Raw genomic sequence first — 26,222 nt, forward strand, 5'->3', positions numbered from 1 at the left:
TCACCGCAACTTGCGCACGCGCTCGGCCGGGCTGATCACGTCGGTCAGGCGGATGCCGAACTTCTCGTTGATCACCACCACCTCGCCGTGCGCGACCAGGGTGCCGTTGACGAACACGTCCAGCGGCTCGCCGGCGGCGCGGTCCAGTTCCACCACCGAGCCCTGGTTCAACTGCAGCAGGTTGCGGATACTGATGCGGGTGCGCCCGACTTCCATCGCCAGGGTCACCGGCACGTCGAGGATCATGTCGAGGTTGACGTCGCCGCTGCCGGCGGCGAGGCCGTGCAGCGAATCGAACTCGACGCGCTCGCCGGCGGGGGCCGACGCAACTTCTGTGGGCTGGCTCATGCTGGATTCTTCTCTTTGAATTGATCGCCGGCCGCGCGCTTCTCGCGCCGACCGGCCTGGGCATGGAAACGCACGGCGTTGCGGCCGCCTGACTGGCCGTAGTGACCGCGGAACACCGGCACGTCCTCGGCGTAGACGGTGGCCAGCTCCGGCAGTTGCACCGGGATCACGTCGCCCGGGCGCAGGTGCAGGAACTCGCCGAGACTGAGGCGCACGTCGAGCAGCAGCGAACTCAGGTCTACCTCCGCGTCGAACACTTCCTCCTGCAGCATCTCCGCCCAGCGGTCGTCGCGGTCGGCGCGGTCGCTCTGCACGCCGGCGTCGAGCAGGGTTCGGATCGGCTCGACCATCGCGTACGGCAGGGTCAGGTGGATCTCGCCGCCACCGCCGTCGAGCTCGACGTGGAAGCGCGACACCACCACCGTCTCGGTCGGGCTGACGATGTTGGCGAACTGCGGGTTGATCTCGGAGTTTTGGTATTCGAACTGCAGTTCCAGCACCGGCGCCCATGCTTCGACCATCGCACCGAACAGCTCCTCCAGCATGATCTGGATCACCCGGTTCTCGGTGGCGGTGAAGTCGCGGCCCTCGATGCGGGCATGGAAGCGCCCGTCGCCGCCGAAAAAGTTGTCGATCACGGTGAACACCAGGCGCGGCTCGAACACTACCAGCGCGGTGCCGCGCAACGGCTTGATGCGCACCAGGTTCAGGTTGCTCGGCACCGCCAGGCTGTGCACGTACTCGGCGAACTTGACCATCTTCACGCCCAGCACCGAGACCTCGCAGGTCTTGCGCAGCACGTTGAACACGCCCAGCCGGAAGAACCGCGCGAAGCGCTCGTTGACCATCTCCAGCGTGGGCAACCGCCCGCGCACGATGCGGTCCTGCTGGGTGAAGTCGTACGTGACCACCGCGTCGCTGGGCGGCGGCTCGTCGCCGCCGGTGGCCACCGCGCCGCCGCTGACGCCGTCCAGCAGCGCGTCGATCTCGTCCTGGGAAAGCAGATCGCTCATGCCTGCGGCCCTTCCGTCACTGCATCACGAAACTGGTGAAGTACAGCGCGTCGATGCCGGGACGGCCGAGCCGCGCCCTGACGATCTTGCGCACGGCGACCAGCGCATCGGCCTGCACCTTCTGGCGCCCGGCGGTATCGCTGATGATGGCGAAGTCCTGGTTGCTGAACAGCGCCACCAGCGCATCGCGGATCACCGGGTCGGCGCCCTTGGCCACCTCGATCGCGGCAGGGTCGTGCGACATCAGGGTGACGCCGACCTGCAGGTAGCGCAGCGATTCGGCGTCACGGAAATTCACCACGAAGGCCGGGTCCAGCGGCAGGTAGAGTTCGGCCTGGGCAACCTTCGGTGTCGACTTGCCGGCCTTGCCCGGCACGGACTGGCGCGACCGCCACACATAGCCGCCGATGCCCAACGCCAGCAGCAGCACCACCGACACTGCGATCACCAGCGGCTTGCGGCTCTTGCGCTCCGGCGGGGTATCCACCACCTCGCCAGCTTGTTCCTCGTCGACCATGAAAACCTCGATCCACAGATGATTGAAAGACACGCGCAACGCGCGTGCCCAGCATCAAAAGCAAGCCGCGTGCCATCGGCGGAAAACCTTGTACCAGCTCGCTTCATGACGAACGAAGCGGCGTGCGCGGCGCTTTCTTGACGGGCGCCGGCGGGTCGTCGCGACGCGATCTCGGCGCGGTGTTTCCCGCAAAAGTTCCGCCCGCGCGCGACAGTCGAGGCCGCCGGCCAAGAGGCAGCGGCAGGACGAGGTGCGGGCGAACTCAGGCGAACGCGTCGAGCAGGCCGATCCTGGCCACGGTCATCGGCGCGGCGCCATGGATGTCGGCGATCTCCTCCAGCGCGCCGCCGCCGCCTGCGTGCCCGCGGCGGTCGCCGCGATCGTGCTGACCGACTTCGGCGTGGCCGAGCGACAGGCCATGCCGCGCCAGCATCTGGTCCAGCAGCGGCAGACTCTGCTGCACCGCCGGCACTGCTGCCGCGTGCTGCGCGCTGAACACCACGTCGACGCGACCGTGGCTCACGCTGACGCTGACATCGAGCGAACCGAGTTCCTCCGGATGCAGGCGAATCCGCGCCTGCTTGACGTTCTGTCCGCTCAGCCAGACCAACTGCTGGCCCAGATCCTGGGCGAACGACGGACTGGTCGGCGACGTGGGCAGTTGCAGCTGATGCACCGCAGGCGGCGCGGCGGCCGCGGGCGGCGCCGGCAGTACGGCGGCGGCGGCGTGCGCCTGCGCTGCCTGCTTGTTGAGCGCGTCCGCGGCCGATGGTACAGCCTGCGCCGGCGCCAGCATGCTGGCCGCCAGCGGCACGATGTTGACGGGCGCAGCGGCCGGGCTGGCCGCCACCGCGAGCTGCAGCATGGCGGCAGCCTGCGCGTCGCCGGTCGCCCCCTTGCCGCCCGACGGCGGCGCGCCGGCGACCGCTCTGGCGCCACCGGCGACGGGCGGCCACACGCCGGCCAGCGACGAGCCGAGCAAGGCGAGCATGGCATCCGCCACGGCGGGTGCCGGCTCGTCGCCCGGCTCGCGCCGTGGCGCCGATCCGTCCGCTGCGGTCACGTCCGCCAGTTCCGCCTGCACGGGTACGGGTACCGGTACTGCCGCCGCGACGTCCGGTTTCGCCGCGGGCACGGCAGCGGCCGAGGGGTCGCGCGGCGAGCGCGCTGCCGACGTCGGCTGGCGCTCGTCCTGCTGCCCACCCGATGCCTCGTTCGCGCTGTCGGGTTCTTGCCGCTGTCGCGCGGCGTGCAGCTGGCTGTCGAAACCGGTCGGTGTCGCGTTGCCGTCGCGCGGCTCGACGGCGGCTCGCGAGGCGGCCGCGCTGGCGGCGCTGGGTGCAGCGGGGGCGGAAACAGTCATGGCGTGGACCATCCTTCAGCAAGGGATGCGCACGACGGGCGGCGGCGCGGCCAACCAACCCGCACGAGCGACGGCAGGGCGGGCTCGATGTTCATCGCAGCCTCCGGTATTGCATGCGTTCGTCGAGCTCGGCCTGCTCGTGGCGGTCGGCGGCACGGCGCTCTTCCTCGCGGTGCTGCGAGACCACGCTGTCCAGCGCGCTCTCGCGCGCATGCGCATGGCGCCATTGCTCGCGCAGCCGGCTCAACTGGCGGTGCTGGCGGTCCAGCTCGGCCTGCTGCTGCACGATCGCGCGGTCGATGCGCTCCACGAATTGCTGCCGGTTGAGCAGCGCCGTCACGCTCTGCGCCGCGTCGCCGGCCGCCGCGTACTCCAGCCGGTAGCGTTGCAGCTCGGCGAGCTGATGCTCGGCCCGGGCCAGCAACTGCTGCTGCGTCGCCAGCTGCGCCAGCGCAGCCTCGCTGCGCTGGCGGGCCTGTTCCACCGCAGGCTCCAGCTGTTTCGCGCGCGAGTTCATGCAGCCACCTGCGCGGCAAGGGCGTCAAGGTTTTCCACCGCCGCTTCGAGCGTCATCGGTTCGTCGACTTCCTGCTGCAGGAACGCGCGCAGCTGCGGCCACATCTCGATCGCCTGGTCGACCTGCGGGTCGGAGCCTTTCTGGTACGCGCCCACCGCGATCAGGTCGCGCTGCTGGCGATAGGCGGAATAGACCTGGCGGAAGCGTTGCGCCGCGCGCAGGTGCTCGCGGCTCACCACCGCCGGCATCACGCGGCTGATCGAGGCCTCGATGTCGATCGCCGGGTAGTGGCCGGCTTCGGCGAGGTCGCGCGACAGCACGACATGGCCGTCCAGGATCGCGCGCGCGGCGTCGGCGATCGGGTCGTGGCGGTAGTCGTCGCCCTCGGTGAGCACGGTGTAGAACGCGGTGATCGAGCCGCGCCCCTCAGCGTCGTTGCCGGCGCGCTCGACCAGCGCCGGCATCATCGCGAACACCGACGGCGGGTAGCCCTTGGTCGCCGGCGGCTCGCCGATCGCCAGCGCGATCTCGCGCTGCGCCTGGGCGTAGCGGGTCAGCGAATCCATCAGCAGCAGCACGCGCTGGCCGCGGTCGCGGAACCATTCGGCGATCGCAGTGGCGTACTGCGCGCCGCGCAGGCGCTTCAGCGGCGGCGCGTCGGCCGGCGCGGCGACGATCACCGCGCGCGCCCTGCCCTCCGGCCCCAGCGTGTGCTCGACGAATTCCTTCACCTCGCGACCGCGCTCGCCGATCAGGCCGACCACCACCACGTCGGCGTTGGTGTAACGGGTCATCATGCCGAGCAGGGTCGACTTGCCCACGCCGGAACCGGCGAACAGGCCCAGCCGCTGGCCGCGGCCGACGGTGAGCAGCGCGTTGATCGCGCGCACGCCGACGTCCAGCGGCGCGTCGATCGGCTTGCGCGCCATCGGGTTGATCGGTTCGCGCTTGAGCGCGGCGTGCTCGTCCGACGCCAGCGCGCCCAGCCCGTCCAGCGGCACGCCGTCGGCGCCGACCACGCGGCCGAGCAGGCCCATGCCGACCGGCAGGCCGCCGCTGCGCGCGTACGGGCGCACACGCGCGTTCGGCAGCACGCCGTGCATGTCGCCCACCGGCATCAGCAGCAGGCGTTCGTCGGCAAAGCCGACCACTTCGGTCTCCAGCGTGGCGCCGTCGGCGGTGTCGACCAGGCAACGCGCGCCGAGCGCGGCCTCGCAGCCTTCCGCCTCCAGGGTCAGCCCGACCACGCGACGCAGGCTGCCCTCCACCACCAGCGTGCGCTCCGCCTGGGCGCGCGCGCCCAACCGCGCGAACTGGCGTTGCCAGTTCGCCCGCCGCGCGGCGATGAACGCCTCCGTATTCACTCAGCGCCCCACCGCTTTTGTAGGAGCCCGCTGGCGGGCGACGCTCTTGCTTCCGCTCTTGCGAATCCCGAATCCCGAATCCCGAATCCCGGCCAGAAAAGCATCGCCCGCCAGCGGGCTCCTACAAGGGCGGTCGCGGCGATCATTCGGCGGATCCTGTGCTGTCGCCGAGGACGGCGTCGATCAATGCCGCCAGGCGGGTTTCCACCCGTGCATCCAGCCGCGAACGCTCGCTTTCCAGACGGCAGTCGCCGCGCGCGAGTGTTGCGTCGGCCAGCAGCTGCCAGTGCGTTTCGGCGGCGCCCGATTCGCGCAGCAGGGCCAAGTCGTCAGGATGCAGGTGCACGCGCAACTCGCGCGTGGCCGCCGGCAGGGCGGTGGCCGCCTGGCGCACCGCCTGGATGACCAGCGCGGGCGACAGCTGCAGTTCGTGCGCGATCACCCGCTGCGCCACGATCATGGCCAGCCGCGCCAGCTCCTGCCCAGTCTGCTCGTCGAGCTGCTGCAGCGGGCGCGCGGCCGCGTCGTACAGCGCGTCGAGTTCGGCCAGGCGCTGGCGCAGCTGCTGCTGCGCCGCGGCGGCGCCTTCGGCGTGGCCTGCCACATAGCCTTCCTCGCGCGCCTGCTGCTCGAGCGCCGCCAGCTCGCGTACGGTCGGCGGTGGCGGCGCGTTGGCCGCTGCCGACGCAGTCGGCCCGGTGCCCACGTTCGGCAGCTCCCAGCGCTGGAAATCCGCCGCCACATTGTGGATGGTGGCGGTCATCAGACGAATTCATCCCCGCCCGAGGTGAGGCTGAGCTGGCCGGCGTCGGAAAGCTTGCGGGCGATACCCAGCACCTCCTTCTGCGCCGCGTCGACTTCGCTCAGGCGCACCGGCCCCTTCACCTCGAGGTCGTCGCGCATCATGTCGGCGGCGCGCTTGGACATGTTGGCGAAGATCTTCTCGCGCACCGCCGGTTCGGCGCCCTTGAGCGCGGTGATCAGGGTGCCCGATGGCACCTCGCGCAGCAGCAGCTGCATGCCGCGGTCGTCCAGTTCGGCGAGGTCCTCGAACACGAACATCAAGTCCTCGATGCGCCCGCCTAGCGCGTCGTCCTGGCTGCGGATGGCCGCCATCAGTTCGGTTTCGCGGCTGGTTTCCATCGCGTTGAGGATGTCGGCGGCGGCTTTCAGCCCGCCGACGCTGGCGGACTTGAGCTTCTTGTTGTTGCCGGAGAACTGGCGCTCCATGATCTCGTCCAGCTCGTTCAGCGCATGCGGCTGCACGCCATCGAGCGTGGCGATGCGCATCACCGCGTCCGAACGCACGCGCGGCGGCAGGTAGCCGATCACCTCGGCGGCCTGGTCGGGCTCCAGGTGTGCCAGCACCAGCGCGATGATCTGCGGGTGTTCCTGGCTGATCATCTCGGCGATGGCGCGGCTTTCCATCCACTTGAGCGATTCCAGCCCCTTGCTGCTGCGCCCGAGCAGGATGCGGTCGATCAGCCCGCCGGCCTTGGTCTCGCCCAGCGCATTGGTGAGGATCTTGCGGATGTATTCCTCGGTGCCGACACCCAGTGAAGTCTGCTGGCCCATGTCCTGGTTGAGCCGGGTCAGTGCGTGCTCGACGTGTTCGCGCGAGACGCTGGTGAGCCCCGCCATCGCGGTACCCACCGCCTGCACGTCGCGCGCGCTGAGGTGCTTGAGCACCTCGGCGGCATCCTGCTCACCCAGCGTCAGCAGCAGAATTGCCGCGCGCTGCGCACCGGTGACGGATGCGTCGGAACGATTAGTTGCCATCTTCGCTCACCCAGTTCCTCACCACTTGCGCCACCTGCTTGGAGTTTTCGCCAACCATCCGCCTGGCCTGGCCGACACGCTGCTCGTACGAAAGCGTCGGCATGGCGCCGCCGAGCCGGGCCGGTTCGTTGGCCGCCAGCTCGTCGTCGACGCGCACCGAGATCTGCGGCATCGGCGAGGGCATCGCGCGGGTCGCCGTCTCGCCGCGCAGCAAGCCCTTCAGCAGCGGACGCAGCAGGCCGAACGCCACCAGCAGCGCGATCAGCACGCCGGCGCCCTGCTTGAGCAGGTCCAGCACCCCGGGCCGGCCCCACAGCGGGGTCTCGGGCAAGGCATCGACCGCCGGGCCGCGCTGGAATGCCTGGTTGACCACGCTGACGCTGTCGCCGCGGGCGGCGTCGAAGCCCACCGCGTTCTTGGTCAGCTCGGTCAGGTGCTGCAGTTCCTGCGCGCTGAACGGCACGCTCTTGGGCGCTGCCGCCGCATCGCCAGCGGGATCATCCGGATTGTCCGCTTTGCCGGCAGCGGCCAGCTTGTCGTCCAGCGCTACCGCTACGGTCAGCCGGGCCAGCCGTCCCGCCGGGTCGCTGACATGGCTGATGGTGCGATCCAGCTCGTAGTTGCGGGTGGCGCTGCCGGAGCTCTCGCCCGGGCTGGCGGTCGCGGCCGTGGCGGTGGCGGCAGCGGAGGCCTTGCCGGCGTCGGGCTTCGCCGCGGTGGGTTGCGCAACCATCACCGGCGGCTGGTTGCTGAGCGCGCCGGGCACGCCGCCCGCGGCGGCAGCGCCTGCCCCGCGCTGCTCGCTGCTGGTCTGCTCGCTGCGCAGCGCCGGGTGGTCGTGGCCGAAGGTCTCGGTGGCTTTCTCGGTGCGGCTGAAGTCCAGGTCCGCATGCACCTGCGCATGCACCCGGCCGGGACCGACCAGCGGCGTCAACAGTTCCTCGATGCGCTGGGCGTAGGTGTTCTCGATCCGCGTAGCGATGCGCAGGCGGTTGTCGCCCACCGCGCCCGGGCTTTCCGGGTCGGCGGTGAGCAGCTGGCCCTGCTGGTCGATCACGGAAACCTGGCGCGCTTCCAGGTTCGGCACGCTGGCCGCCACCAGGTGCACGATCGCCGCCACCTGGCCGGCATCGAGCTGGCGGCCGGGGTACAACGTGACCAGCACCGAGGCGCTGGCTTCGCGGCTGTCGCGGATGAACGCGGAAGGCTTCGGCAAGGCCAGATGCACGCGTGCGGCGCGCACCGATTGCAGCCCGCCGATGGTGGTGCCCAGATCCGCCTCCAGCAGTTGCTGGTAGCGGGTGCGCTCGGCCAGATCGCTCATGCCGAACGGCGAATCGGCGGCCGGCAGCGTGCTGCTGCTGGCGCTGCCCTGCGGCAAGCCCTTCGCCGCCAGCTTCAGCCGCAGTGCCGCCAGGTCGGCCGCCGGCGCCATGATCGACGAGCCGTCGCTGCTCAACCGGTAGGGCGTGTTGTTCGCCTGCAACTCCTGGGTGATCGCCGAAGCGTCCTTCTGCTCCAGGCCGGCGTACAGCAAACCGTAGTTCGGGCCGCGCGACCACAGCACCACCGCCACGCCCAGCGCCACCGCCGCGGCCACCGCCACCAGCAGCACCAGCTGCCGCGTCGCCGGGTTGCGGGCGATCTGCTTGAAGGGGTCCAGGCGCGTACCGTTGTTGGCGGTGGTCGCGACGGCGTTGTCGGCCATGCTGCTGCTCTTCGGCTAGGGGATGGAAGCGGATCGACGCGAACGCGTCAGACCGGCATGTTCATGATTTCCTTGTAGGCATCGACCAGCTTGTTGCGCACCTCGACCACGGTGCGCAGCGAGAGGTCGGCCTTCTGCATCGCGATCATGGTGCGGCCAAGGTCCGCGCCCGGGTCGCCACGCTCGAAACTCGCCGCCATGCGATCGGCTTCCATCTGGTTGCGGCCCACGGCGGACAGCGACTGCCTGAACACGTCGGAGAAATCTGCCTGCCCGGCGACAGCCGCCGGCTTGAACGCCGTTTCCGGCGCACGTACCTGCGCGCTCATCTGGCGCATCTGGGACAGCAGGTTGTTGACGTCGATGGTGCTCATCGCGATGCGTCCTCATGACGGATTCCCGACGCGTGACGGGATTTCGAGTGAGTGATTGCACGAGGCGTGCCAGCTGTTGCCGGGATTCGGGATTCGGGATTGGGGATTCGCAAAAGCTAACGGCATCGCCCGCGAGCGGGCTCCTACGAATCCCGAATTTCGAATCCCGAATCCCGGCTTCTCAAGCCGCCAGGCTGTTCTGCAAGCCGTACTTGCGCAGCTTTTCCACCAGGGTGGTGCGCTGCATGTGCAGCAGGCGCGCGGCATGCGCCACCACGCCGCCAGTGGCATCGAGCGCCTGGCGGATCAGTCCCACCTCGATGTCGGCCAGATGGTCCTTCAGGTCCAGGCCCTGCTCCGGCAGCGTGCGCAGCGTCTCGGCCACCGGCTGCACGGCGGCTTCGCTCGGCGGCAGCTCGTCTTCCATCAGCGCCAGCAACGCCGCGCCGTGCACCTCGTCGACGGCCTGCTGACCGCGGTACTTCGTCGGCAGGTCGCTGCTGCGCACCTCGCCGTGCGGGAACAGGATGGCCATGCGCTCGACCAGGTTGGAAAGCTCGCGCACGTTACCCGGCCAGGCATGCGCGCACAACGACTGCATCGCGCTGGCGCTGAAGCGCACCACGCCCAGCCCGCGGCGGGCGAGGCGCTGGTTGAACTCGGCGATCAGCACCGGCAGGTCGTCCAGCCGTTCACGCAGCGACGGCAGTTCGAGCGGGAACACGCTGAGCCGGTAGAACAGGTCCTCGCGGAAGCGGTCGCTGGCGATCGACTCCTCCAGGTTGCGGTGGGTGGCGGCGACGATGCGCACGTCGCAACGCAGGGTCTTGCTGCCGCCCACCCGCTCATAGGCGCGCTCCTGCAGCACGCGCAGCAGCTTCACCTGCATCGGCAGGCTCATGTCGCCGACCTCGTCGAGGAACAGCGTGCCGCCTTCGGCCATCTCGAAGCGGCCCTTGCGCGCGCTGATCGCGCCGGTGAAGGAGCCCTTTTCGTGGCCGAACAGCTCGCTCTCCAGCAGCTCCGCCGGGATCGCCCCGCAGTTGATCGCCACGAACGGCTTGTCGCGGCGCGGCGAATGCGCGTGGATCGCCCGCGCCACCATCTCCTTGCCGGTGCCCGACTCGCCCAGCACCAGCACGGTGGAATCGAACGGTGCAACCTGGCGGATCAACGCATTGACGCGCAGCATCGGCGCCGCGTTGCCGACGAAGCGCAGCGCGCCGGACTGGCCGCCGAGCAGGCGCGCATAGATGTTGCGCATGGCTTCGGCCATCTTCTCGTAACGCAGGGGAAACTCCAGCGTGGCCATGCGCGTGGCAAACGTCGACGACGCCGCGCCGAAGCGATCGAGCCAGGGCGAATCGGCCGCCAGCAGCACCGGCACGTGCGACGCGGCGGCGCCCAGCAGGGCGAACTGGCGCTCGGCCTCGGCGGCGTCGGCGACGCTGCCGACGTAAACCGCGCGCCAGGCATGGGTGGCTTCGTCCACCGCGGCACAGGCGGCGCCGTGCTGCGGCCGGTAGCCCAGGAAGTGAAGGGCCGAGAGTACGGAGTCCACACGCGTCTCGTCGGATTCGATGACCAGGAAGTCGAATTTCTGCACCGCTTTCTCTCCTTACCACACTGCTCGTTTTGGCGGCCCCATGCTTCCGTCGGGAACGCCTTCTCATCGCTGCCGGGTTTCCATTGCCGGCGTGATGAACCAAGAGCAATTAGGAGGCCAACTTTCCGACCATTGCGTCGGTAAAACGTCGCGCGTCGGAAAAACCGACACCGACGCATCGGCAAACACGTCCGGTCGTGTTTCCTAACTGCATGAAACATGAACGATTTGCGCGACATCCCGGGCATGGCCTGGCGCACATGCCAAGTGTGAGCGGCGTCATGGGAAGCGCCGGCGGAATTCCACAATTGCGAACTGCATCACATACTGTGCGTCGGCCGGATCACTGCTTACGCAACCGGCTGGCGCGCCCCTGCCACTTTGCGTCGGTGATGGCGGAAAACCAGACGCTCAATTGCGTCACCCAGTGCGTCGCCCAGCGGCGCAAAAGCCACGAACGTCCGGCCATCGTCGAATTGCCGCTGCACCTGCGCGGCGAGTTCCAGCGGCAGGCTGCGGCACAGGTCGAAACGGATGCGCAGCAGCAGCCCGCCGGCGGTCGGCGCCAGGCCCGCGGGCAGCAGTGCGCCGATCGCGTTGAAGCGCAGCGGCTGCCGCGGCGGCAGCACGCTGGCGGGCACCAGCAAGTTGTTGACGATCTCCATCAGCACGCTGAGCTTGGCGTCCATGCGCAGCATTTCCTGCATCAGCGGGCTGTCGTCCTCGCCGCCGTCGGCGCGGCGCTCCTCCAGCGCGGCGATCGCCGCCAGCACGTTCGCGTTGCGCTCGGCCAACTGCTGCAGCAACGCCGGCGAGGGCGGCCAGGCCAGCGGCTCGCAATCGGCATGCAGGCTCTCCTCGCAGCTGACCCGCTGCTCGAAGTCGTCCCAGGCCGCCACTGCAGCGCTGGCCGACGAGGTATCGCCCGGGGGCGTGCTGTCTGAGGTCATGGCGTGGCTCCGCGACGCGTTGAGGCCGAAACCGCCACGTCGGCGGCGCCATTGGTCAGGGCCGGGCCGGTGGTCAGGGCCGGGTATAGGCCGCGATCGCACGGGCGCGATCGGTTTCCTGCTGCCACTGCACGGCCGCCGAATCCCGCGCGCAGCCGACGATGGCCTGCAGCTGGCGATCGTACGCCAGAATTTCGTCCAGCCGGGCCAGGCTGTCCGGGTCGGACGCATGCTGGCGCAGCAGCAACGGCTCGCGCTCGGCCTCCAGCTCGACCAGCCGCGACCATTCCTGCGTCTGCGCGGCGGCCAGCATCGCGCGGGTCAGCCCGAGCGCGAGTTCGAGCACGCCCATGCTCACGCGCCGGCCGCCCGCTGGCTGGCCGCGGGAGCAATCTTCACCCAGCTGTCGCGGATCGGCTGCAGCAGGCTGCTGACCTCGTCGATCAGGCTGGCGTCGTCGCGCAGGTTCGCCTGCAGCAGGCGGCGGCTCATGTAGTCGTAGAGCGAATCCAGCCGGCCGACCAGCACCGGGTCCGCCTTGGGATCGAGGCTGCCGCGCAGCCCGCCGATGATCTCGATGCAACGTGAGATCGCCTCGCCCTTCGCCGCGACCTCGCCGCGCAGCATGTGCGCGCGGGCCTTCACCAGACGCTCCAGTGCGCCATCCATCAGCAGTGTGATCAGCCCGTGCGGATCGGCCGATTCCACTCCGCCGTGCGAGCGGACTTGCTGATAGGCGCCAGCACCGTAGCCGAATCCCATGACCGTGTCCTCTTACTTCTTGCTGCTGTTGGTAAGCGCATCGAACTGCTGCTGCAGATAGGTGCTGGTGCTGTTGAGCTTGGACATCAGCGTGTCGAGCGCGCTGAACTGCGCCTGGTACATCGCGGTGAGGCTGGCCATGCGGCTGTTCAGCGTGGTCTGCTGATTGGCCAGGTCGCTCAGCTGCCGGTTGATGCTGCTGGTGCGGCTGGCCAGCACGCCCTGGGTGCCGACCCAGCTGGTCAGCGGAGTATTCAGCTTCGCGGCGAAGCCGTTGGTGCCGCCGAACAGGCTGCCGACCTGCTTGCCGCCGTCGGATAGCGCGGTCGCCAGCTTGGCGCTGTCCAGGCGCAGGGTGCCGTCCACCTGCAGCGAGATGCCGATCGAGGACAGCGCGGCGCCGTTGGCGGTGCCGCCGATGACGCTCGACAGGGTGTTGTTGATGCGGTTGAGCGTGGCGTCGCCGAGCAATGCGCCGGCAGTACCGCTGGTGGCGTCGTACTTGGTCAGGTTCTGGTAGATCCCGACGAAGCTGTTGTAGGTGTTGACCAGGTTGGTCAGCGCGCTGGTGGCCTTGCTGGTGTCGCTGGATACGCTCAGCGTGCTGCTGCCGGCCTTGACCAGGTTCAGGGTGAGGCCGTCGATGGCGGTGCTGACGGTGTTGCCGGCGCTGCTGGCGGCCAGCCCGTCGATGCTGTATTTGGCATCGGCGGCGGCGGTGACCACGGTCAGTCCGTTGCCGCTGGTGGCCGCCGGGTTGTAGTTCAGTGCCGCCAGCTTGCCGTCGCCACCGCTGCTGCTGACCGAGAAGCCGTTGGCAGCGCCGGTGCGGGTACCGCTCAGCACCAGGTGCGCGCCGTCGGTGCCGGTGACGATGGTGGCGCTCACGCCGGGGTTGCTGCTGGCACCGTTGATCGCGTCGCGGATCGCCGCCAGCGAATTGTTGGTGCTGTCCAGGGTGAGGCTCATCGACTGGCTGCCCACCGCGATGGTCAGCGTGCCGGTACCGACCGCGGTGCTGCTGTTGGCGAATGCGCCGGACGAGGCCTTCAGCGCGGTGGCCAGCTGCGTCACGACGATGTTGTAGCTGCCGTTGACCGGAGTGCCGGTGGCACTGGCGCCGAGTACGGTGGTGTCGCTGCTGGCCACCGTGCGGGCGGTGAAGGCGCTGCCGTCGGTCAGTGTGGCCATCGCCGACTGCAGCGCGGAAAGTGCGGCGCTGACCTGGCCCAGCGCCGAAAGCTGGGTGTTCGCCGTGTTGGTCTGGCTGGTGATCTGGTTCTGCTGCGGCGCCTTCTTGGCGGCGACCAGCTGGCTGACCAGGGTGGCTACGTCGAGCCCGGAACCCACGCCCAGCGAAGTCAGCAGACCGGTGGTTGGCGTACTGGTGGAGCCGACGGTGATCGCCATGTGCGGGGTTCCTCAAAAATGGATGGAGCGGCCGCGATGCATCGCGGCCGCTCCGGTGGCAACTTACTGCAGCAGCTTGAGTACGCTCTGGGTGGAAGCGTTGGCTTGCGCCAGCACCGAGACACCCGCCTGCTGCAAGATGTTCGCGCTGGACATGTTCGCGGTCTCCGCGGCGAAGTCGGCATCCTGGATCTGGCTGCGCGACGCGCTCAGGTTCTGCGAGATGGTCTGCAGGTTGGCGATGGTGGACTGGAAGCGGTTCTGCACCGCGCCCAGGTCGCTGCGCATCGAGCTGACCGTGCTCAACGCGGCGTCGATGCGGCTGATGGTGTCGTTGGCGGTGGTCACCGTCTTCACGTCGCTGCTGGCCAGATTGCCGCCGACGGCGATCGCGGTGGCACCCGCGCCGGCGAAGCCCAGGTTGCCCGCACCCGTGCCGGACTTGGCGCCGTTCACGGTCAGCGCCGCCTGCGAGTTCAGGTGCACCGCGTGGTTGGTGCTGTCGTAGTAGGCAGAGACGCCGGCGACGCCTTTGGCATTGATCGCATCGACCAGGCTCTGCGCACTGCTGTACGTGCCGGCCATGTCGGCCGCGGCACCGCCGCCCGCCGCCTGGATCGTCAGGTCGCCGGTAGCCAGGGTCAGGATGCCGCTGTTGGCCGGCGTCTGCGCCGCCACGCTGGTGGTGCTGAAATAGGTCGCCTGCTTGGTGCCGGCGATCGCCACTGCCGTCGCATTGGTATTGCTGATGGTGATCTGGTTGGTGGTGGAGTTGAAGGTCGCGGTGACGCCGGCACCGCCCGCGGTCTGGATCGCGGCGGCGAACTGGGCACCGGTGTAGGTGCCGGCGGCCACGCCGGTGCCGCCGATGGTCAGGTCGCCCGCGGCGACGACGGTCGAGGCGCCCACGGCCAGGCTGGTCGCGGTGCCCGGCGTCGCCGCGCTGGCGGTGAACATCGCAGTCAGGTCGCCGGTCGCCGAGCTGGCCATCTGGCCGACCTGCTTGGCGCCCGCACCCTGGCTGAGGTTGACCGAGATCGTCTCGCCCACGTTGGCGCCGATCTGGAACGCGGCGCTGCCGAAGGTGCCGTCGAGCACGTGGCGGCCATTGAAAGTGGTCTGCTGCGAGATGCGGGTGATTTCCGACAGGCGCTGCTGCACTTCGGCGTCGAGCGCGGCGCGGTCGCTGTCGGAGTTGGTGGCGTTGGCCGACTGCACCGCCAGGGTGCGGATGCGCTGCATGTTGTTGGTCACCTCGTTCAGCGCCGACTCGGTGGTCTGCGCCAGCGAGATGCCGTCGTTGGCGTTGCTGACCGCCTGGTTGAGGCCGTTGATCTGGGTGGTGAAGCGGGTCGAGATGGCGAGGCCCGCGGCATCGTCCTTCGCGCTGTTGATGCGCATGCCCGAGGACAGACGCATGATCGCGGTGGCGAGTTTGCTCTGCGACTTGGCCAGGTTGTTCTGGGCATTCAGCGAGCTGATGTTGGTGTTGACGCTCATGACCATGGGAGTATCTCCAGAAAGGGTCGTAGGTGCCGGTGGCCGGCGGTGGCAGCCAGCGGGGATTCCGATGGGAACACCGCCGCCTCAGTGACTGTTTCGACCCCCACCATGGAAACTTGAGCCTTGTCAACGCAGATAGTCGAACAACTTTGAACCCTGGATTTTCGTGAACGTCTGTTGCGCGGCCTGCAGCGCCGTGGTCTGCGCGCCGAGCTGGCTGATCGTGTCGTAGTAGTTCAGGTCCTGCACGCCGGACAGCGCGCTCTTGTACTGCAGCGTGAGGTCGTCGTTGAGTCCGCTCTGCTGGTCCAGCGCATTCATGCGCGCACCGACCATGCCGCGCGTGCGGCTGATGTTGTCGATCGCCTGGTCGAGGCTGGCGAACTGCGTGTTGATGTCGTTCTGCATCGGCGCACCGCCGCCGTTGGGCGTGCGCAGCGTCTTGATGATGTTGTCCAGCGTGGTGAACACGTCCTGCTTCGCGGAGGCGCCCAGCGAGAACTGGTCGCCCGCGGCGGGCGTGCCGCTGAAGGCCACCTGCGCACCGCGGAAGCTGACGCTGCCGCCGCGGCTGGCGTCGTAGCTGCCGCTGTCCAGTACGGTGCCGGCGCCGTCGCGCACTTCGTACGCGTCGGCGGCGGTGAACACGATGCGGTAGCTGCCGCCGTCCCACGCCGAGGGAATCGCGTTGGGATTGCTGACGCTGCTGGCGCCGGCCACCGCGCTGCCGGTGTTGGCCGCGCCGGCGCTGACCGCGAAGCTGCCGTTGCCGGTGGGAATCCCGGCGAACACCGCGCTGCCGGGGTCGCCGGTGGCCACCTGCAGGCCGGGGCCGGCGGCGACCATGCGCTGGCCGTCGTCGCCGACATAGCTCACGCCGTTCTGCGAGACGAACGGCATCGTGCCGGTGCGGTTGCCGGCGAACAGGTAATCACCCTGGCCATCCTTGCTGTTGGCCTGGCCGAGCAGTTGCTGCCGCAGCTGCACCATCTCGGCGGCGATGTCGCCCCGGGTGGCGTCGGTCTGCGAACCGTTGGCGGCCTGCAGCAGCAGCGTGCGCACGCGGCCCAGCACGTTGGTGACGTTGGACAGGGTCTGGTCTTCCAGCCCCAGCCGCGCGTTGGCGCTGGTGATGTTGCGCTGGTACTGCGCGGCGTCGGCGGTGAGATGGGTGAGGTCGAGCGCGCGCGCCGCGCCCACCGGATCGTCGGACGGCTGGTTGATGCGCTTGCCGGTGCTCAACTGGATGTTGAGGTCGGACAGCTCGCTCTGCCGGTCCATCATGCTGCCGACGGACTGCTGCTGCATCCAGCTGGTGGAGACTCGCATGGCTTACCCCTTCACGGCGCTGAGCAGTGCGCCGAAGATGCTGTTGGCGGTGCTGATGACCTGCGCGGAAGCCTGGTAGGCCTGCTGGTAGCGCAACAGGTTGGCGGCCTCTTCGTCCAGGTTCACGCCGGACACGCTCTGCTGCGAGCTCATCGCCTGGCTGTACACCGCGGTCTGCGTGCTCAGGTCGTCCTTGGCCAGCGCACCGGCGCTGCCGACCTGGCCGACCAGCTGGCTGTAGGCGCGGCCGGCGCTGGTGACGCCGCCGTCGAGCACGCCGAGGTTGGCCACCTTGCCCAGCATCAGCGCATTGCTGTTGTCGCCCTGCGCGTTGCTGTTGGCCTGCACGCTGAAACGGTTGCCGGCCTGCGGCGCGCCACCGAGCTGCATGCTCCAGCCGTTGTGGACGATAGTCTGGCCGGGAGCAAACACCTGCGCCGGGCCACCGTCGATGCTGTAGCTGGTGGCCGAGGCGAACACGACGGAGCTGCTGCTGAACAGGTTGGGATCGCTGCCGTTGCTGACACTGACGGTGGGCGATGCTGTGCCGGTATTGCCGGCCGCCGCCGCGACCTTGAGCGGCGCCGCGGCCGCAACCTTGTCGGGGTCGTCGATCGCCACCGAAAAACTCGCAGCGGCGTTGCGGCTGGGCTGCACGCGGAAACTGTCGCCGGCGCTGGCGCTGCCGCCCACCACCAGGCTCAGCCCGGCGGCGGTGAACGGGGCGGCGTTGGTGCCACTGCCGGCCAGCGCGACACTATTGCCGCTGGTGTCGCGCATGCTCCAGCTGCTGCCGTTGTAGCTCAGCACGTAATCCTTGCCGGTCAGCGCGCCGATGTCGCCAATGCCGGCACTCAGCGTGCCGCTGCCGCTGTTGGTGGCGGCTGCCTGCACAGCCGGGCCGGCCACGTCGAAAAAGCTGCCGCCGAGCTTGCCGCGCAGGTCCATGCCCTGCGCGTGCTGCGCGTTGAACGCGCTGGCCAGCGCCTGCGCGCTGCGACCCAGCTGGTTCTGCGCGGGATCGAGCACGTTGCCGCGGAAATCCAGCAGCGCGCCCAGCGTGCCACCGCCGATGCGCCCGCTCAGCACCGCACCGGACGCCGCGCCCACCACTTCCAGCCGGGTGGCGTCGTACGCGTTGGGCGCGGTGCCCAATGCATGCGCCTCGGTGCCGGTGACCAACGCCTGGCCATTGCCCACGAACACGCTGATGGTGTTGTCGTTCTGCGGCACCACGCTGATGCCGACCTGGCCAGCCAGCTTCTTCACCAGTGCATCGCGCTGGTCGAGCAGGTCGGCCGGCGGCGTACCGTCGGTAGCCTGCGAGGAGCGGATCAGCCCATTCAACTTGGCGATCGACCGGCTGTCGCTGTTGATCGCATCGACGGCTTCGCCGATCTGCTGCTGCACCTGGCCGGAGAGCTGGTTGAACTGGCCGGACAGCGCGCGGAACGTGCTGGCCAGCCCGCCCGCGCGGGCCAGCAGCACCTGCCGCGAGGCGGCGTCCGACGGCGCGTTGGCCATGTCCTGCACGGCGCCGAAGAAGCTGTCCAGCGAGGTCTGCAGGTTGCTGCTGCCGGAAAGCTGGTCGTTGAGCTGACCAGTGAGGCTGGCCATGCTGCCGGCGCGGCCCTGCGCCGAGGTGGCCGACCACAGCGAGCTGTTGAGGAACTGGCTGTAGGCGCGCTGCACCGCCACGGTATTGACGCCGGTGCCGACGTAGTAATTGGCCTGCCCCTCGGGCAGCCTGGCACTGAACGACACCTGCTGGCGGCTGTAGCCGTCGGTGTTCGCGTTGGCCACGTTGTGGCTCACCGTACCGAGCCCGATCTGCGCGGCGAGCAGCCCGGACACGCCGGTCGAAAGCATGTCAACCATGGTGGTCCATCCTCGACAACTGGGGCGCCGCCGGAAGGACGCGGCATGTGGTCACGGTAACGGCCGGGCGCGTGTTCACTTGAATTCGCCCGGCCGCCGCAGCGCCGCCAGCGCCTCGCGCATCTGCGGGCTGTTGGCGATCGCGGTGATCTTGGCCGCGTACGACGGATCGGTCGCGTAGCCGCCGCGCACCAGCGCCCGCGCAAAGCCGGCCACGTTCTCGCCCTGGCCCAACGCCTGCGCATAGCGCGGGCTGTCGACCAGCAAGCGCGCGTAGTCGGCGAACGCATCCGCCGGCGAGTCGTAGGCGCGGAACGCATCGTGCCGGCGCACCGCCACGCCGTTCTCGTACTCCAGCGTGGGTACGCTGACCTTGTCGCCGCTCCAGTTGCCGCCGGCCTTGATGCCGAACAGGTTGAAACTGCTGCTGCCGTCGCGGTGGCTGGGCAGGTGCTTGCCCCAGCCGGTTTCCAGCGCCGCCTGCGCCAGCAGCGCGCGCACCGACACGCCCAGCTGCTTCGCCGCCACTTCGGCGTGCGGTGCCAGCGTGCGGACGAAGCCCACCGGGTCGCCGCCCGGCAGCAGTTCCGCCGCGGCGCCCGCCGCATCGAGCGCACCCTGCGCCATGCGGTCGAGCGTCTGGCTCCACGCCGAACCGGCGTCGGCCGTCGACGGCATGGCCATGATGCCGGCCGTTGCGTCGCTCGCATCGTCGCCGGCGCCCAGTTGCAGCAGCGCGCGCACGTCGGCATTGGGCACACCGGCGACGGGCGTCGGCAGCGTGCCGTGGGCGTCGGCGGCGGCAGCCGGCTTGCCGCCAAGCTGGCGCACCAGCATCTTCGCGATGCCCAGACCGTTGTTGCCGTTGGCCAGGCTCAACGCGAGCTGGTGGTCGAACATCTCGCGGTACGAGTCGACCTGTTCGCTGCCGGCCAAGTCGCTGCCCATGCTGGCGTTCGCGTCGCGCATCGACTTCAGCATCATCTGGGTGAAGATCGCCTCGAACTGCCTGGCCACCGCCGGCAGCGCACTCTTGCCCTCGTCGCTGCGCGCCTGCGCGCGCAGCTGCTGGAAGCCGGACAGTTCGGTCCAGGTGTCGAGTGCGGGCGCGTTGCTGGTGATGGGCGTCATGATTGCGGGCCGGCTCAGATCACCACCAGGTCGGCATGCAGCGCGCCGGCCTGCTTCAATGCCTGCAGGATCGAGATCAGGTCGCTCGGCGTGGCGCCGACCTGGTTCACCGCGCGCACGATGGTGTCCAGGCTCACGCCGGGGCCGAACTTGAACATGTGCGCGCCCTCCTCGCTGACCTGCACGCTGCTGCTGGGCACGATCGCGGTTTGTCCGCCACGGCTGAACGGCGCCGGCTGGCTGACCTGCGCCTGCTCGCTGATGGTGACCTGGATCGCGCCGTGCGCCACCGCGGCGGCGCTGACCCGCACGTCCGAACCGATCACCACGGTGCCGGTACGCGAGTTCACTACGATCCGCGCCGGCGCGTCGCCCGGCTGCACGTCGAGGTTCTGGATCACGCCCAGCCACGCCACTTTCTGCGCCGGGTCCTGCGGCCCGCGCACGCTGACCGAGCCGCCGTCGAGCGGCTGCGCGGTGCCGGCACCGTAGGCCCGGTTGATCGCCGTGGCGATGCGCGTGGCGGTGGTGAAGTCGGCGGTGTTGAGGTTCAGCATCAGGTCGCCGCCACCGCTGAACGACGAGGGCACCGTGCGTTCCACCGAGGCGCCGTTGGGGATGCGCCCGCTGGCGGAGATATTCACCTGCACGCTGGAGCCGCTCTTGCCCTGCGCGCTGATGCCGCCAACCACCACGCTGCCCTGCGCCACCGCGTAGACGTTGCCGTCCGCGCCGCGCAGCGGCGCCATCAGCAGTTGGCCGCCGCGGATGCTCTTGGCGTTGCCGATCGAGGCGACGGTGACGTCGATGGTCTGGCCGGGCTTGGCGAACGGCGGCAGATCCGCCGTCACCATCACCGCGGCCGCGTTCTTCAGCTGCGGCCGCGCGCTGGCCGGCACGGTGATGCCGAACTGCTGCAGCATGTTCTCCAGGCTCTGGGTGGTGAACGGCGCCTGCGTGGTCTGGTCACCCGAGCCGTCCAGGCCCACCACCAGCCCGTAGCCGATCAGCTGGTTGCTGCGCACGCCGGCGACCTGCACCAGGTCGCGGACCTTGTCGGCGCGGGCGGGGCCAACAAACCCCAGCAGGAACACCAGAGCGGCCATGATCAGGCCCCTCCCCCTGCATGCAGGGGGAGGTTGGGAGGGGGTAAAGCTTTTGACGTCAAGATCAAAAGCACCCCACCCCAACCCTCCCCTGCGAGCAGGGGAGGGAGCGGAGGCGGGCGGCGCGAGGACCATGCCCCTTCCTTCGCAAGCAGGGGAGGGAGCAGAAGCGTGTGATGTGGTGTTCATAGCACTCATCAGAACGGCATCCACTTCGAATTGAAGAAGCGCGACAGCCAGCCGCGCGTATTCGCGTCGGCCAGCGTGCCGCGGCCGGTGTAGCTGATCCGCGCGTCGGCGACGCGGGTGGACGGCACCACGTTGTCCTGGCCGATGTCCTGCGGGCGCACGATGCCGGAGATGCGCACCAGCTCCTGGCCCTGGTTGATGGTCAACCACTTCTCGCCGCGCACCAGCAGGTTGCCGTTGGTCAGGCGCTGCGCCACGGTGACCGTGATCTGCCCGACCAGCTGGTTGCTCTGCGTGCTGGAGCCGGCGCCGTCGAAGCTGCGCTCGCCGTCCAGCCCGATGTTCGCCGCGTTGCCGCCGATCGACAGGTTCTGGCCAAGCACGGTAGGCGAGGCGATCTTGGCCTTGTCGGTCTTGCTGGTGCTGGTGCTGGCCTTCTTGCTGGCCTGGGTGCTTTCCACCAGCGCCACGGTGAGGATGTCGCCCACGCGGTGCGCGCGCGGGTCGGCGAACAGCTCCATGTTCTGCTGGTCGTGATAGATCGAGCCGTTGGCCTGCTCCGCCGCGATCTGCGGCGCGGGCGGCGGCGTCGGCGCCCACTCGGTATCGTCGCGCGCGTACGGGCCGCTGGCGCAGCCGGCCAGCAGGGCCAGCGCGCAGAGCACGAGGGAGCCGCGGAGCACACCCGACACCGTCATTCCCGCGAAAGCGGGATTCCATCGCGGCTTTGCGGAACAGCAACATGGATTCCCGCTTTCGCGGGAATGACGAGGGGAAAAGAGGTTGTTCGGGACTCCCGAGAGGGAGGAAGGACGGGCAGGCATCACGGCGCGCCTCAGGTCTTGTTGGTGAGGAACTGCAGCATCGAGTCGGCCGCCGATACCGCCTTGGAGTTCATCTCGTAGGTGCGCTGGGTCTCGATCATGTCGACCATCTGCTCCACCACGTTGACGTTGGAGGACTCCAGCGCGCCCTGCGCCAGCGTGCCCAGACCGTTCAGGCCCGGCTGGCCGATCTGCGGCGAGCCGCTGGAGGCGGTTTCCAGGTAGAGGTTGTCGCCGTTCGGCTGCAGGCCGGCCGAGTTGATGAAGTCGGCCAGCTGCACCGTGCCGATCTGCTGCGTCGCGGCCTGGCCCGGCACGCTCACGCTGATGGTGCCGTCGCTGCCGATGGTGATGCTCTGCGCGTTGGCCGGCACGCTGATGGCCGGGTCGAGCGCGTAGCCGTTGGCGGTGACGATCTGGCCGTTCTGATCCATGTGCAGCGAGCCGTCGCGGGTGTAGGCGATGCTGCCGTCGGGCATGGTCACCTGCAGGAAGCCGCGCCCCTGCACGGCCAGGTCCAGCGAGTTGCCGGTCTGCTCGATGTTGCCCTGGGTGAACAGCTTCTCGCTGCCGGCCACGCGCACGCCGGTGCCCAGCATCAGGCCGGACGGCGCCTGGGTCTGCTCGGTGGTCTGGCCACCGGGCTGGCGCAGGTTCTGGTAGACCAGATCCTGGAACGAGGCGCGCGCGCTCTTGTAGCCGGTGGTGTTGGCGTTGGCGAGGTTGTTCGAGATCACGTCCATGCGCGTCTGCTGCGCGTCGAGGCCGGTCTTGGCTACCCACAGGGATGAGAACATGTCGATGGACTCCGAATGGATGTCTGGATGTCTGTTTGAACGATGGGGATCAGGTCATCTGCAGCAGGCGCGAGGCCGACTGCGCGTTTTCGTCGGCGCTGCGGACGGCGCGGATCTGCAACTCGTACTGGCGCGACAGCTGAATCATCTGCACCAGCGTCTGCGCCGGGTTGACGTTGCTGGACTCGAGCACGCCGGACTTCAGGGTGACCGCGGGATCGGTGTCCGCCGTGGCGCCGCCGGCCAGGTGCATCAGCCCGTCGCTGCCTAGCGCGAGCTGGTCGGCGGCTGGGTTGACCAGCTTGATGCGGCCGACCGCGGCGATCGTTTCCGGCCCCTGTCCCATCGGCACCACCGACACGGTGCCGTCGGCGCCGATGTTCACCTGCGCGCTCTGCGGCACGCTGATCGGACCGCCGTCGCCCAGCACCAGGTTGCCGCGGGCATCGGTGAGCAGGCCATCGGGAGTCAGCCGCAACTCGCCGGCACGGGTATAGCCTTCGCTGCCGTCGACACCCTGCACCGCGATCCAGCCCGCGCCCTGCACGGCCACGTCCAGCTCGCGGCCGGTCTCGATCTGGCCGCCCTCGCGCAGGTCCACGCCCAGTCCCTGCGCCACGCCGTTGATCCGCGTGGGCATGCCGGGGCCCTGCACCGCCAGCGGCTGGAACGCCGACAGTTGCGCCTTGAAGCCGACCGTGTCGGCGTTGGCCAGGTTGTGCGCCACCTCCGACTGCCCGCGCATCATCTGCGTGGCGCCAGTCATGGCTACATAAAGCGAACGATCCATGGATTGCCTCGGTTCTTCGCGAGTTGCGACCCCTTCCGGACGTCATTCCCGCGAAAGCGGGAATCCATCCTGACCTTGGCTTCCCCGGCCGAATTGGATTCCCGCTTTCGCGGGAATGACGCCGAGGAAACGCGGGTGCGGCGGGTGGCAGCGAGCCTTTAGTTACGAATATTGATGATGGTCTGCGTGAGCTGGTTGTCGGTGGAGATCACCTGCGCATTGGCCTGGTAGTTGCGCTGCGCCTTGATCATGTTGACCAGCTGCGCGGTGAGGTCGGCGGTGTTGGAGGCCTCCAGCGCGCCGGCCTGCACGCTGCCGAAGGTGCCGCCGCCGGCAGCGCCCATCACCGGCGTGCCGGAGTCGTAGGAGGCGGCCCAATTGGTGTTGTCCAGCTGGCGCAGGCCCTGCTCGTTGGAGAACTGCGCCAGTGCCAGCTGGCCCAGCGCGGAGGTCTGGCCGTTGGAATATTTGGCCTGCACCACGCCCTCGCGCGACACGTCGATGCTGGAAAGGATGCCGGTGGGGTAGCCGTTCTGGTTGATCGCGCTGGCCGCGTAGGCGTTGCCGAACTGGGTGGCCTTGCTCATGTCCAGGGTGAGCTGCATCGGGTTGGCGCCGGGGCTGACCGACACCGCCGGGAAATTCAGCATGCCGTTCGCCGGCTTCACCAGCGCGCCGCTGCTGTTGAAGGTGAGCTGCTGCGAGGCGCCGGTGGAGCCGCCATCGATGTACAGGCTGGCGTTCCACACGTTGGCCGCCGGGTCCTTGACGAAGTACACCACGCCGCTGTGGGTGGCGCCGAGCGAGTCATAGGCGGTGAACGGCGTGGCCTGGTTGTAGCTCGACGGATCGGTGAGCGGTTTGAACGGGGTCGCCGGCGGTGTGGCGTCCGACGGCAGGTTCAGCGACATCTGCACGGTGCCGGTGGCCTTGGCCGCGTTCTGCGCGGTGAACAGCTGCAGGTCGGTCAGCGTGCTGGTATCGAACGTGCCGCCGGCCACCGGCGGGAACACCTGCAGGCGCTGGCCGCTGGCGTTCATCACGTAGCCGTTCTGGTCCTTCTGGAACGCGCCGGCACGGGTATAGGAATAGCCCTTGCCGTCGTGCACGGTGAAGAAGCCGTTGCCGCTGATGGCGAAGTCCAGGCTGTTGTTGGTGGTCTCGACACTGCCTGCGGTGAACTGCTGCGCCACGTTGGTCAGCCGCACACCGCTGCCGGTCTGGCTGGAGCTGAGGTTGGGGCCGGCGGCGTTGAACAGCTCGGCGAACTGCGTGCGCGAGCCCTTGAAGCCGGTGGTGGCAGTGTTGGCGATGTTGTTGGCGGTAACCTCCAGATCCTTTGAGGCCGCGTTGAGACCGCTCAAGGCAATGTTGAAAGGCATCGGATAATTCCTCTGTATTGAAGCCCCGCGGGGCCGTCAGTTGATCTGCGCAACCTGGCTCAGCAGGGCACCGCCAAAACCGTCCACATCCAGATAGACACCGTCGCTGCCGGTCATGCCCACGCCGGTGACCTTGCCGCTGGCGTAGGTGGCCACGGCGGTGTTGCCGGCCTGCGCCGCGAGGCCGTAGGTTCCCGCCGGCAACGCCCGGCCATCGTCGCCCATGCCGTCCCAGTGGAAACGCGCCAGCCCCGCCGGCGGCGTGCCCAGGCTGATCGTGCGCAGCACGTTGCCCTGCGTGTCGTTGATCTTCACCAGTACCTGACCGCGACCGTCGGGCACGTTCACCGCGCCGTCTATACCGCCGTCGCGCAGCGTGCCGGCCGCGGACGGCACCACCACATTGCGCCCCACCATGCCGCTGGCCTGCAGGATCTGGTTGCCCTGCATCGATTTGCTCAGGTCGTCGAACGATGTCTGCAGCGCCTGCGTCGCCGAGACCTGGCTGATCTGCGCCAGCTGGCTGACCATCTGCGACGAATCCGTCGGCTTGGTCGGATCCTGGTTGCGCATCTGCTGCGTCAGCAGGCTCAGGAAGTCAGCCTGGCTGAGGGTCTTGTCCTTGCCCGCGCGGACCGCCTGGCCGGCGCTGGCGCCCACGTTCGAAACATTCATGCCGCTCATGCCGTGTGCCTCATCGGTAGCTGCCTCACTTGCCAAGATCCAGCGTCTTCTGCATCAGCTGGCGCGTGGAATTCATCACCTCGACGTTGTTCTGGTACGAGCGCGAGGCAGAGATCATGTTGACCAGCTCGTCCACCGGGTTGACGTTGCTGCTGTAGACGTAGCCGTCGGCGTCGGCCAGCGGGTTGCCGGGTTCGTAGCGGCTGGGGATCGCCGCCGGGCTCTCGGTGACGCCGAGCACCTGCACGCCCTCGCCTGGCGCATCGCCGCCGCCGTCCTGCCGGTTCTTCACGGCGGCAAACAGCGGTTCGCGCGCGCGGTAGGCCGCGTCCGGCGTGGTCGCCACGCTGTCGGCATTGGCGAGGTTGCTGGCCACCGTGTTCAGGCGCAGCGACTGCGCCGCCATGCCGGAACCGGCTACGTTGAAGATCGAGAACAGTGACATCAGCCCTGACCTCCGTTGATGGCCATGCGCAACATGCGGATCCGCGCGGTGATAAAGGAAAGGCTGGCCTGGTAGTGCACGCCGTTGGCGGCGAACGCAGCCTGCTCGGCCTGGGCGTCGACGGTGTTGCCGTCCATGCTCGGCTGGGTCGGCACGCGGTATGCCAGCACGCCGTCGGCCACCGGCCCGGCCGTACCGATCTGGCCGGCGGCGGTGGTCTGCAGCGGCAGTTCGCCCTGGCTGCCGCCGACGTCCGCCAGCACCTTGCGGAAGTCGATGTCGCGGGCCAGGTAGCCGGGCGTGTCGGCGTTGGCCAGGTTGTTGGCGAGCACCTCGGTGCGGCGCTGCCACAGGTCCAGAGCCCGGGTGTGGATACCGAACAGGTTGTCAGGGGTCAGGGACATCGCTTTGCTCCGCGTGCAGTTGCCGCACGGAGCTGGAGGCAAATTGCAT

The 26,222-nt window shown here is 68.9% G+C and carries 27 protein-coding genes; all 27 read right to left on the reverse strand.

The genetic code is table 11. The features are described from left to right. The 27 genes from fliN to flgB all read right to left on the reverse strand — a co-directional run bounded on the left by fliN (position 1) and on the right by flgB (position 26,173). Positions 1–348 carry a flagellar motor switch protein FliN gene (fliN, locus tag LRK53_RS15040; protein WP_027492109.1) on the reverse strand — a complete coding sequence of 116 codons (348 nt, stop codon included), beginning with the start codon at positions 346–348 and terminating at the stop codon, positions 1–3. Further along, the gene (fliM, locus tag LRK53_RS15045; RefSeq protein ID WP_027492110.1) at positions 345–1,361 is read right to left on the reverse strand and encodes a flagellar motor switch protein FliM; all 1,017 of its coding nucleotides are present in this window, start codon (positions 1,359–1,361) and stop codon (positions 345–347) included. The genes fliN and fliM overlap by 4 nt, the downstream gene beginning before the upstream one ends. A gap of 16 nt (positions 1,362–1,377) precedes the next feature. Then, on the reverse strand, positions 1,378–1,911 hold the full coding sequence (locus LRK53_RS15050; protein ID WP_235642360.1) for a flagellar basal body-associated FliL family protein: 534 nt from the start codon (positions 1,909–1,911) through the stop codon (positions 1,378–1,380). 229 nt (positions 1,912–2,140) lie between these two features. Further along, entirely contained in the window at positions 2,141–3,241 is a 1,101-nt protein-coding gene (locus tag LRK53_RS15055; protein WP_185754602.1) for a flagellar hook-length control protein FliK, read from the reverse strand. A gap of 91 nt (positions 3,242–3,332) precedes the next feature. Continuing rightward, a complete protein-coding gene (gene fliJ, locus LRK53_RS15060; protein WP_027492112.1) occupies positions 3,333–3,758 on the reverse strand; it encodes a flagellar export protein FliJ in 426 nt (141 codons plus the stop codon). Then, a complete protein-coding gene (fliI, locus tag LRK53_RS15065; protein ID WP_027492113.1) occupies positions 3,755–5,122 on the reverse strand; it encodes a flagellar protein export ATPase FliI in 1,368 nt (455 codons plus the stop codon). Before fliI ends, fliJ begins: the two co-directional genes overlap by 4 nt. Positions 5,123–5,264: 142 nt before the next feature. Continuing rightward, a complete protein-coding gene (locus LRK53_RS15070; RefSeq protein ID WP_027492114.1) occupies positions 5,265–5,885 on the reverse strand; it encodes a FliH/SctL family protein in 621 nt (206 codons plus the stop codon). Continuing rightward, positions 5,885–6,901, reverse strand: a complete 1,017-nt coding sequence (fliG, locus tag LRK53_RS15075; protein ID WP_027492115.1) for a flagellar motor switch protein FliG — start codon at positions 6,899–6,901, stop codon at positions 5,885–5,887. The genes LRK53_RS15070 and fliG overlap by 1 nt, the downstream gene beginning before the upstream one ends. Next, positions 6,891–8,609: a flagellar basal-body MS-ring/collar protein FliF gene (gene fliF, locus LRK53_RS15080; protein WP_027492116.1), complete on the reverse strand. Its 1,719-nt coding sequence runs from the start codon at positions 8,607–8,609 to the stop codon at positions 6,891–6,893. The genes fliG and fliF overlap by 11 nt, the downstream gene beginning before the upstream one ends. 47 nt (positions 8,610–8,656) lie before the next feature. Beyond that, the gene (fliE, locus tag LRK53_RS15085; protein WP_027492117.1) at positions 8,657–8,983 is read right to left on the reverse strand and encodes a flagellar hook-basal body complex protein FliE; all 327 of its coding nucleotides are present in this window, start codon (positions 8,981–8,983) and stop codon (positions 8,657–8,659) included. 181 nt (positions 8,984–9,164) lie between these two features. Continuing rightward, positions 9,165–10,589, reverse strand: a complete 1,425-nt coding sequence (locus tag LRK53_RS15090) for a sigma-54 dependent transcriptional regulator (protein WP_027492118.1) — start codon at positions 10,587–10,589, stop codon at positions 9,165–9,167. Between the two features lie 350 nt (positions 10,590–10,939). Continuing rightward, positions 10,940–11,539: a PilZ domain-containing protein gene (locus LRK53_RS15095; protein WP_027492119.1), complete on the reverse strand. Its 600-nt coding sequence runs from the start codon at positions 11,537–11,539 to the stop codon at positions 10,940–10,942. 73 nt (positions 11,540–11,612) lie between these two features. Next, entirely contained in the window at positions 11,613–11,891 is a 279-nt protein-coding gene (gene fliT / locus LRK53_RS15100; RefSeq protein WP_027492120.1) for a flagellar protein FliT, read from the reverse strand. Between the two features lie 2 nt (positions 11,892–11,893). Then, positions 11,894–12,301 (reverse strand): flagellar export chaperone FliS, encoded by a 408-nt coding sequence (fliS, locus tag LRK53_RS15105; protein ID WP_027492121.1) that lies wholly within the window; start codon positions 12,299–12,301, stop codon positions 11,894–11,896. 12 nt (positions 12,302–12,313) lie between these two features. Continuing rightward, positions 12,314–13,711: a flagellar filament capping protein FliD gene (gene fliD, locus LRK53_RS15110; protein ID WP_027492122.1), complete on the reverse strand. Its 1,398-nt coding sequence runs from the start codon at positions 13,709–13,711 to the stop codon at positions 12,314–12,316. 63 nt (positions 13,712–13,774) lie between these two features. Beyond that, complete coding sequence (locus LRK53_RS19260; protein WP_027492123.1) at positions 13,775–15,217, reverse strand: flagellin N-terminal helical domain-containing protein; 1,443 nt, start codon at positions 15,215–15,217, stop codon at positions 13,775–13,777. 123 nt (positions 15,218–15,340) lie between these two features. Beyond that, on the reverse strand, positions 15,341–16,543 hold the full coding sequence (gene flgL, locus LRK53_RS15125) for a flagellar hook-associated protein FlgL (RefSeq protein WP_027492124.1): 1,203 nt from the start codon (positions 16,541–16,543) through the stop codon (positions 15,341–15,343). Positions 16,544–16,546: 3 nt separating this feature from the next. Further along, on the reverse strand, positions 16,547–18,421 hold the full coding sequence (gene flgK, locus LRK53_RS15130) for a flagellar hook-associated protein FlgK (protein ID WP_027492125.1): 1,875 nt from the start codon (positions 18,419–18,421) through the stop codon (positions 16,547–16,549). Positions 18,422–18,496: 75 nt separating this feature from the next. After that, a complete protein-coding gene (gene flgJ, locus LRK53_RS15135) occupies positions 18,497–19,552 on the reverse strand; it encodes a flagellar assembly peptidoglycan hydrolase FlgJ (RefSeq protein WP_027492126.1) in 1,056 nt (351 codons plus the stop codon). 14 nt (positions 19,553–19,566) lie between these two features. Then, positions 19,567–20,658 (reverse strand): flagellar basal body P-ring protein FlgI, encoded by a 1,092-nt coding sequence (locus LRK53_RS15140; RefSeq protein WP_027492127.1) that lies wholly within the window; start codon positions 20,656–20,658, stop codon positions 19,567–19,569. A 197-nt stretch (positions 20,659–20,855) separates the two neighbouring features. Beyond that, complete coding sequence (gene flgH / locus LRK53_RS15145; protein ID WP_027492128.1) at positions 20,856–21,530, reverse strand: flagellar basal body L-ring protein FlgH; 675 nt, start codon at positions 21,528–21,530, stop codon at positions 20,856–20,858. Between the two features lie 152 nt (positions 21,531–21,682). After that, on the reverse strand, positions 21,683–22,468 hold the full coding sequence (gene flgG / locus LRK53_RS15150; protein ID WP_027492129.1) for a flagellar basal-body rod protein FlgG: 786 nt from the start codon (positions 22,466–22,468) through the stop codon (positions 21,683–21,685). 49 nt (positions 22,469–22,517) lie between these two features. After that, on the reverse strand, positions 22,518–23,258 hold the full coding sequence (gene flgF / locus LRK53_RS15155) for a flagellar basal-body rod protein FlgF (protein ID WP_027492130.1): 741 nt from the start codon (positions 23,256–23,258) through the stop codon (positions 22,518–22,520). A 158-nt stretch (positions 23,259–23,416) separates the two neighbouring features. Then, positions 23,417–24,640, reverse strand: coding sequence for a flagellar hook protein FlgE (gene flgE / locus LRK53_RS15160; RefSeq protein ID WP_027492131.1), 1,224 nt, complete (start codon positions 24,638–24,640; stop codon positions 23,417–23,419). 36 nt (positions 24,641–24,676) lie between these two features. Next, positions 24,677–25,315: a flagellar hook assembly protein FlgD gene (locus LRK53_RS15165; protein WP_235642361.1), complete on the reverse strand. Its 639-nt coding sequence runs from the start codon at positions 25,313–25,315 to the stop codon at positions 24,677–24,679. Positions 25,316–25,349: 34 nt separating this feature from the next. After that, entirely contained in the window at positions 25,350–25,769 is a 420-nt protein-coding gene (flgC, locus tag LRK53_RS15170) for a flagellar basal body rod protein FlgC (protein WP_027492133.1), read from the reverse strand. Further along, on the reverse strand, positions 25,769–26,173 hold the full coding sequence (flgB, locus tag LRK53_RS15175; protein WP_027492134.1) for a flagellar basal body rod protein FlgB: 405 nt from the start codon (positions 26,171–26,173) through the stop codon (positions 25,769–25,771). The genes flgC and flgB overlap by 1 nt, the downstream gene beginning before the upstream one ends. Positions 26,174–26,222 lie beyond the last annotated feature (49 nt).

The organism is Rhodanobacter thiooxydans (assembly GCF_021545845.1).
In the GTDB taxonomy this organism is placed as follows: domain Bacteria; phylum Pseudomonadota; class Gammaproteobacteria; order Xanthomonadales; family Rhodanobacteraceae; genus Rhodanobacter.